Source organism: Rahnella sp. AN3-3W3 (genome assembly GCF_003263545.1).
GTDB classification, from domain to species: domain Bacteria; phylum Pseudomonadota; class Gammaproteobacteria; order Enterobacterales; family Enterobacteriaceae; genus Rahnella; species Rahnella variigena.
Genome location: NZ_JYDG01000067.1, coordinates 21,205 through 29,197 on the forward strand (window position 1 = coordinate 21,205; position 7,993 = coordinate 29,197).

The 7,993-nt window shown below is 53.6% G+C and carries 6 protein-coding genes and 2 pseudogenes; 2 read left to right on the forward strand and 6 right to left on the reverse strand.

Annotation, left to right across the window (positions count from 1 at the left end; all coding sequences use genetic code 11):
• Positions 1–24: 24 nt before the first annotated feature.
• A pseudogene (locus UC15_RS18120) lies at positions 25–984 on the reverse strand (2-hydroxycarboxylate transporter family protein); the annotation flags it as partial.
• Here UC15_RS18120 and UC15_RS18125 point away from each other — a divergent pair.
• Positions 965–1,381, forward strand: a pseudogene (locus UC15_RS18125) (sensor histidine kinase); the annotation flags it as partial. The pseudogenes UC15_RS18120 and UC15_RS18125 sit on opposite strands and share 20 nt — an antisense overlap.
• Positions 1,381–2,067 (forward strand): response regulator, encoded by a 687-nt coding sequence (locus UC15_RS18130; protein WP_112289895.1) that lies wholly within the window; start codon positions 1,381–1,383, stop codon positions 2,065–2,067. The pseudogene UC15_RS18125 and the gene UC15_RS18130, both read left to right, overlap by 1 nt.
• Positions 2,068–2,076: 9 nt before the next feature.
• Here UC15_RS18130 and UC15_RS18135 read toward each other — a convergent pair whose 3' ends face one another.
• From UC15_RS18135 to UC15_RS18155, 5 genes are all read right to left on the reverse strand, one after another.
• Positions 2,077–3,507 carry an EmmdR/YeeO family multidrug/toxin efflux MATE transporter gene (locus UC15_RS18135; RefSeq protein ID WP_112289886.1) on the reverse strand — a complete coding sequence of 477 codons (1,431 nt, stop codon included), beginning with the start codon at positions 3,505–3,507 and terminating at the stop codon, positions 2,077–2,079.
• Between the two features lie 233 nt (positions 3,508–3,740).
• Positions 3,741–5,189, reverse strand: coding sequence for an AMP nucleosidase (locus UC15_RS18140; RefSeq protein WP_112289888.1), 1,449 nt, complete (start codon positions 5,187–5,189; stop codon positions 3,741–3,743).
• A 119-nt stretch (positions 5,190–5,308) separates the two neighbouring features.
• Positions 5,309–6,628: a shikimate transporter gene (gene shiA / locus UC15_RS18145; RefSeq protein WP_112289890.1), complete on the reverse strand. Its 1,320-nt coding sequence runs from the start codon at positions 6,626–6,628 to the stop codon at positions 5,309–5,311.
• A 212-nt stretch (positions 6,629–6,840) separates the two neighbouring features.
• Complete coding sequence (locus tag UC15_RS18150) at positions 6,841–7,539, reverse strand: RluA family pseudouridine synthase (protein WP_112289891.1); 699 nt, start codon at positions 7,537–7,539, stop codon at positions 6,841–6,843.
• Between the two features lie 175 nt (positions 7,540–7,714).
• The coding region (locus tag UC15_RS18155) for a hypothetical protein (RefSeq protein WP_157961001.1) at positions 7,715–7,993 on the reverse strand (279 nt) is incomplete at its 5' end.

Here is a 7,993-nt window from a genome sequence, read left to right on the forward strand (position 1 = left end):
GATTTAAAGAGATTTCACACAGCCTCAGACGAGGAAGTTGCCGAGCACCAGCAGCGACACGGAGACATTGATCGCGCCGCCGATGCGGGTGGCGATTTGCGCAAATGGCATGAGTTGCATACGGTTACCGGCTGTGAGGATCGCGACATCACCGGTTCCGCCCTGACCGCTCTGGCAGCAGGAGACAATGGCAACATCAATCGGGTGCATACCAATTTTCTTGCCAACGAAGAAACCGGTCGCAACCAGCGCCGCAACGGTGCTGACGATGACCAAAAGATTAGAAAGGGTGAATGCGGCGACCAGTTCATTCCACGGTGTGATTGCCACACCCACGGCGAACAGAATCGGATAGGTAACAGATGTCTGGAAGAATTTGTAAACCACCTGAGAACCTTCCAGCAGGCGTGGTGAAACGCCGTGCGCCAGTTTCAGCGCAACCGCCGCAAACAGCATGCCGACAGGTGCAGGAAGACCAATCAGTTTGTGTAACAGCATGCCCACCATATAAAGCAGAACGGCCAGTAACGCGCCTGCGGCAATGGTGGTGACATCAACTTTACCGCTGGTGCTGCTCAGTTTGCTGCTGTCAGCGGTGGCATTTTTGGACGTCGGCATCAACTGGCCTTCGCCGGTCAGATGCGGATAGCGTTTACCTAACTGATTGAGTGAGCCGGAAATAACGATAGCGGTCAGACCACCCAGCATGACGATCGGCAGAATGCGACCCAGCGCCACACCCTGATCCATATGCAGTAATGCCGCGTAACCGATCGAAAGTGGGATAGCCCCTTCACCGACGCCACCGGCCATAATCGGCAGGATCAGGAAGAAGAAAATCTGGAAGGGTTCCATGCCCAGCGCCAGGCCAACGCCCATGCCGGTTAACATGCCGACCACTTCGCCGCACAGCATGGGGAAGAAGATGCGCATGAAACCCTGGATCAGCACTTTGCGATCCATGCTCATAATGCTGCCGGCAACACTGAGTGAAACTGAGCTGATGTCAGTTATCGGAAACCTGCTGGATAACGCCATTGAAGCTACGCTGCTGCGCGGTAGCGAGGCAGGGCCGGTCGAGGTGTATATCGTTTGCAGCCAGGATGAACTGGTGATTGAAGTGGCAGATCACGGAGTGGGTATTACGCAGGAACGGCGGGAAGACATATTTTCGATGGGTGTGACTTCAAAGCCGGAAGGAGATCACGGCCTGGGGCTGCATCTGGTCGCCAGCTATGTCAGCCATGCTGGCGGCAGTATTGAGGTTTCCGACAATGTGCCAACCGGTGCTGTTTTCTCTGTTTTTATCCCCAACGGTAACGGAGTTCCAGGTCATACAGCAGAGTACCTTCAACCGGAAAATACGGAAGTGAGTAAATGATGCAAGCTGAAATAATTGACGTAATGATTGTGGAAGATGAAAACCGGCTGGCACAGCTTTATGCCGAACTTATAGACAATCATCCCTGGCTGAGACTGGCGGGCGTAGCAACAACGTTGCGCGAAGCCAGAGAACTTATAGAAGCAAAACGACCGCAGCTCCTGCTGCTGGATAACTATTTACCTGACGGTCAGGGCATTTCATTAATTGAAAATGACCTGCTTAAAAAGACCCACTGTTCGGTGATCTTTATTACAGCGGCCAGTGACATGAACACGTGCAGTCAGGCGATCCGCTGCGGGGCTTTTGATTATATTTTAAAGCCTGTGTCGTGGAACCGGCTGCAACAATCGCTGGAGCGTTTTATTCAGTTCAGCCAGACACAGCGTGCCTGGAAAGTGGTGGATCAGCAAAACGTCGACAGTCTTTACCAGCTACAGGCGAAGGATTTTACACAGAAAGCAGGCAATAAAGGCATCGAGGAAAATACGCTGAATCTGGTGGAAGGCATCTTTATCCAGGAGGGTGGGCGTTGCTATTCAGTGGATGAAGTGGTCAGTGAAACCGGTTTGAGTAAAACCACCGCCCGGCGCTATCTTGAACATTGTGTGCAGAAAGGGGATTTGAAAGTTGAAATGCTGTACGGGAAAATTGGCCATCCCCGCCGGATGTACCGGCGGGCGTAGCAGTCAAAACTATTCGGTTCTTTTAGTTTTCGGGTATTTCCACAGCCAGCGACCGCTCGCCATGCGCCAGTAAAAGAATATCCCGCGCACGATCCAGTCGAGGAACATCCCCAGCCAGATGCCGACCACGCCAAAACCAAGAACAATACCGAGGAAATAGCCCACCACAATACGACAACCCCACATGCCGAGCATCGAGACGTACATGGTGAAACGTGCGTCACGTGCGCCTTTTAGTCCTGCAGGTAATACCCAGGACGCGGCCCAGAAAGGCATAAAGGCGGCGTTCAGCCAGATGAGGATTTTTACGACGTCGATAACGTCTTGTTCATTGGTGTAAAACCGCGCCAGCAATCCGGCAAACGGCACGGAAAGGAACGCCAGCACGCAAAGCCCAAAAGTGGATAACCAGAAAATGTGGCGCAGCTGGCGCTCGGATTGAGCAATTTGCCCTTTACCCAGGCGCGTACCAACGATGATGGTAGAAGCTGACCCCAGCGCATTCCCCGGCAGGTTGATCAGTGCGGCAATCGAGAAGGCAATAAAGTTACCGGCAATGACATTGGTGCCCATGCCCGCCACAAAAACCTGTGTCAGTAATTTACCGCCGTTAAACAGCACGGATTCAATACTGGCCGGGATACCGATGCCCAGCACTTCACGCAAAATATTGGTATTAAGTGGCAGGAAATAACTTTTCAGGGAGATTTTCAGCGAAGGGTTGAAACCGACCATCAGCACAACAATGACCGCAATCGCACCGAAATAACGGGCGATAGTCAGCCCCAGACCGGCGCCGATAAAGCCCAGACCGTGCCAGCCAAAACAGCCGTAAATCAGCACGCTGCTGATCACCAGATTGAGGATGTTCATCCCACCATTTAGTAACATCGGGATTTTAGTGTTGCCCGCACCCCGCAGCGCACCGGAACCTATCAGTGCGATGGCCGCCGCCGGATAACTCCAGCTACTCATTTGCAGATAAGACAGCGCCAGTTCTTTGACTTCCGGCTCCGCATTTCCGGCGATCATGTCGATAATCACATGCCCGGAAAATTGCAAAAGTATGGCCAGAAGCACCGCGAAAACGGTCATGATGGCCAGCGACTGACGGGCAGCAGCGCGGGCGCGTTCATGGTCGAGTTTCCCCAGACTGAAGGCAACGACAACGGTCGTCCCCAGATCGACCGCCGCGAAGAACGAAATCACCACCATGTTAAAACTGTCGGCCAGGCCAACGCCCGCCATCGCTTCTTTACCCAGCCAGCTGACCAGAAAAGTACTCAGTACGCCCATCAGCAGGACGCAGGCATTCTCAAAAAAGATCGGGACAGCGAGGGGCGTTATTTCGCGCCAGAACAACGTGCGGTAAGAACGCCGTTTCGGATACCAGGGCGTGCGCTCGATGGCTTTGCGCAAAGAGACGATGACGTTTTGCAAGAGAGTTCCAGTATGGAAGAAAGTAGAACAGCGTTTTAATTTATGATGGTAAAAGACTCCGCAATATGCAAAGTCTTTTTATGGAAATCCTTAATTCCCCGTCATATTTCGTGCCGCAGATGCGCTGGCTGCGTTTAACAACCCGAATCACTGACTGAATGTCAGCTCATCGGGATTATCAAACTTGCCGCCTGTCTGCAACCCGAACTATTCAGGGGAGTTCAGGGTGGTTATCAGCGGAAAGGCGGCTCATTAAACGTGCGCAATTTGCGTGAATGCAGATGATCGCCTTCGGCGCGCAGCAGGTCGATAGCGCAGATGCCAATTTGCAGATGTTCTGAAATGGCGCCTTCGTAGAATTTGTTCGCCTGGCCCGGCAGTTTGATTTCACCGTGCAATGGCTTATCCGATACGCACAGCAACGTGCCGTAAGGCACACGGAAACGGTAACCTTGCGCGGCAATTGTCGCACTTTCCATATCGACGGCCACGGCGCGGCTGAGATTAAAGCGCAATGCTGACGCGGCGTAACGTAATTCCCAGTTACGGTCATCGGTGGTCACAACCGTACCGGTGCGCAGCCGTTGCTTCACTTCCTCACCCGGCATTCCGCTCATCTTTTTGGTCGCGTCGTATAGTGCGCGCTGCACTTCAGCGATGCTCGGGATAGGAATATCCGGCGGCAGAACGGCATCCAGAACGTGATCGTCACGCAGATAGGCGTGTGCCAGAACATAATCACCAATCGACTGCGTTTCACGTAATCCACCGCAGTGACCAATCATCAGCCAGACGTGTGGCCGTAATACGGCAAGGTGATCGCAAATGGTTTTGGCGTTCGCCGGACCCACGCCGATATTCACCAGCGTAATACCTGAGCCGTCGCGGGCCATCAGGTGATAGGCAGGCATCTGATGCTTTTTCCAGGCCAGATCTGACACTGCCTGTTCCGGATTCTGCGTCTCTGCGGTAATGAACACACTGCCCGCGCAGGCCAGCGCCTCGTAAGGACTTTCAGGATCGGCAATCTGCGCGCACGCCCAGCTGACGAATTCATCCACGTAGCGGGTGTAGTTGGTGAAAAGTACATACGGCTGGAAGTGTTCGATCAGTGTGCCGGTGTAATGACGCAGGCGCGCCAGCGAGAAGTCCGCCCGCAGGGCATTAAAATGCGACAGCGGGAAGATATCGCCGGGATAACTGAGGCCATCTGCGGTTTCATCGCCAATTTGCGAGAGTTCGGTGGTCGGAAAATGCTTCGCCAGACCCGCGCTCATTGAGCGGTCAAGCATAAGATCGGAGCCGTCAATCACGTAGGAATACGGGATTTCCTGCTGAGAAGGGACGACTTCAATTACCGCTTCATATTCATCTTCCAGCAGGGACAGCTGCTCGAGCAGATAGTGACGGAACAACTCAGGGCGCGTGATGGTGTTGGCATAACGGCCTGGATGGGAAAAACGACCATAGGCGCGGGTCGGATTTTTAGCGGGCGTTACGCCGTCCCAGGTGACACGTAGTTCCGGGTAAACAAACAGCCCGGCGGCACGCGCACTGATGTCAGGCAGTGTCCCCTCAACGATGAAGTCTTTAATCGCCACCCGCAATGCGGCCACAGAGCTGTTATACATCTCTTCGAGCTTCTCAATCGCCTGTGAAGCGGTGAGGGACTTGTTATCCATACGTTTTCCTTTGTGCTTCGTTCGTCATCATTCACTTTAAATATGGCTTGTCTGCGCGGTGCCGCCAATGTTTTATTCGCGCAACTGTTCCGGATGATGCTTTTTTAACAGGGGGCGGTTCAGTGCGGCTGAGACGTTTTCATAAACATCGCCGTGAGGGCCGAGAGCACACAACCGGCCATCAGATAGATGGCGACAGAATGCCATTCTCCTCCGGAGAAATTCAGCAACGCAGCGGCAATAAACGGCGTAAATCCACCGCCCACCACGCTGGCGACCTGATAACCCACACCCGCACCGCTGTAGCGGTAACCTGCGCCGAACATTTCCGTGAACATCGGTTGCTGGACGCAGACCACCATATCGTGGGCGATATTTGCCAGCAGCAACGAGAAGATCACTACGCCGATAATGGAGCGGGCTTCCAGCGCCATAAAGAACGGGAAGGCGCTCAGTGCGCCAACGAGTGCGCCGGTAATGTAAATGCGGCGACGCCCGAAACGGTCTGCAAGCCAGGCAAACAGAGGAATTGTCAGGCAACTAATACCGCCGACCAGCAGTCCGATATTCAGAAACAGTTCACGCGACATCCCAAGGTTGTGCGTCGAATAGTTAAGTGCGAACGCGGTGACAATGTACATCGTCAGCAATTCACACAGGCGCAGGAGGATGATTTTCAGAAATGCGCCGGGATGGCGAAACAGTGCTTCGAATACCGGTAAGCGTTTTTTTGCTTCTTTTGGTTGCTCTTCCTGAGCGCGTTCAAACTCGACCGACTCTTCCATACCGTTACGCACCCACAGCGCGCCGAGTACCAGCACAACACTGAACAGGAACGGCAACCGCCAGCCCCAGCTCATGAACTGCGCATCCGTTGTCAGGCTGCTTATCAAAGACACCAGACCGGTTGCGAGTAACAGGCCTACGCCATACCCCATCTGAATACCACTGCTGTAGAAGGCTTTTTTCCCGGCAGGCGCACTTTCGACGGCCAGTAACGCTGCGCCGCCCCATTCACCCCCGACGGCAAACCCCTGAATAGCGCGCAGCGTGACCAGCAGCGCCGGAGCCCACCAGCCAATTGTTGCAAAAGAGGGGAGAATACCGATGCAGGCGGTGGCGATGCCCATGATCCAGACGGTCATCATCAGCATCCGTTTACGGCCCAGACGATCGCCGAAATGGCCGAAGACAATGCCGCCGAGCGGGCGAAAGAGAAAGCCGACGCCGAAAGTAGCAAATGCGGCGAGCGTGCCCATTGCCGGGTCGATTTGCGGGAAGAACTCGCTGTTAAACACCAGCGCTGCGGTGATGCCGTACAGCAGAAAATCGAACCAGTCTACGACTGCGCCAACGAAGCTGCCCCAGGCAGCCCGGCGGGCACGGTTATGTAAAATTATCTCCTCATCGGGGCGGGGGGCGGTGAGCATGGAGTCCATAATTGTCCTGTCTGTTCCTCAGATTTCTAAACTTTTAGTTATTAGCGTTTTTGTTTATTAAAACAGTTAAGCGGGTTTCATCTGGCGCGCAGCTAAATAAAACCGCTACTGAGACTACAGCGTCAACCGTCAGGTTAAAAACGCTTTTGCAAAGTGAAGGGAATTTAATGCGGAGAAGGGGGCTGACAGGGGTTTTACAGGAAATTTCTCATTCAGAACGGGCTGGTATTGCGGGCTTCTATCCGCTCCAGGCTGAAAGGGTGTACAAAGTGCAGTTCGCTGGCGTGCAGCATCAGTCGCGGAGTCTGTTCAGTGCCGGGCAGCAGGCGACCACCGTAGAGGTCACAGCCCAAAATAGGATGCCCCATCTGCTGGCAGTGGATGCGAAGCTGGTGAGTGCGCCCGGTTTCCGGCATCAGCTGAACCCGTGTTAACGGCAGCGACGTTCCGTCCTCCAGCTCATGATAAAAGCGCTCAACCACCTGATAGCCGGAGCGGGCAGGCTTGCCAGTGATTGCACAAATCGACATCAGCGGGAACAGCGCCGGGTCTTTGGCAATCGGCGCGTCTATCACCCCTTCATCATCTTGCAAATGCCCGCAGAGCAATGCGCTGTAGATTTTGGTCACGGTGCGCTGGCTGAACTGCTGGCAGAGGGCAGCATTTATCGCTTTATTACGGGCGAGCACCATCAGACCGGAAGTGCCGAAATCCAGACGATGGATCAGGGTGCAACCGGGGAATAGCTTTACCAGCCGGTGATGAACAGAATCCAAATTTTGCGGATTTTTCCCCGAGAGGCTAAGTAGTCCGGAGGGTTTATTGATAAGCACCAGATGCTCGTCCTGAAAGAGGATCTCAATCGTTTCATGGCACGGCGGGGCAATAAAGGTATCAATAATCGCAGACATCAGACTAACCGGCGGAAGAGTGGGAGCGGATGATAACGAATTTTAAAGCAGGTGGCGACCTGTCGGGCAGGTGAAGAGTGATACACACCAAAGCAAAACGCCCGCTTAAGTTTCCTTAAGCGGGCGTTTCTGGTCGGGCTCAGTCAGTAATTAACCCTGAGAATCCAGTGAATTATCAGAGTAAAGATTCAAGCTTTTGTCTTGCCTGAGTCGTCAGACGTTTAATGCCGAGTGATTTAGCCATTTCAGCAATCTTGTTCTCTCCACTGGTGTCCAGCGCCAGCGCGCACAGTTCTTCGCTGGGAATGGCATCAACCAGCCGGATATCATTTTCTGTTGCTGGTAAGCGATAGCTATTCCAGTCGGCACGCTGACCGGCAGATAGCCAGACAAAATTTTCGCCATAGTGATCGGTAGCAATATGATAGTGCTTATCGACGACCTCCATCACACG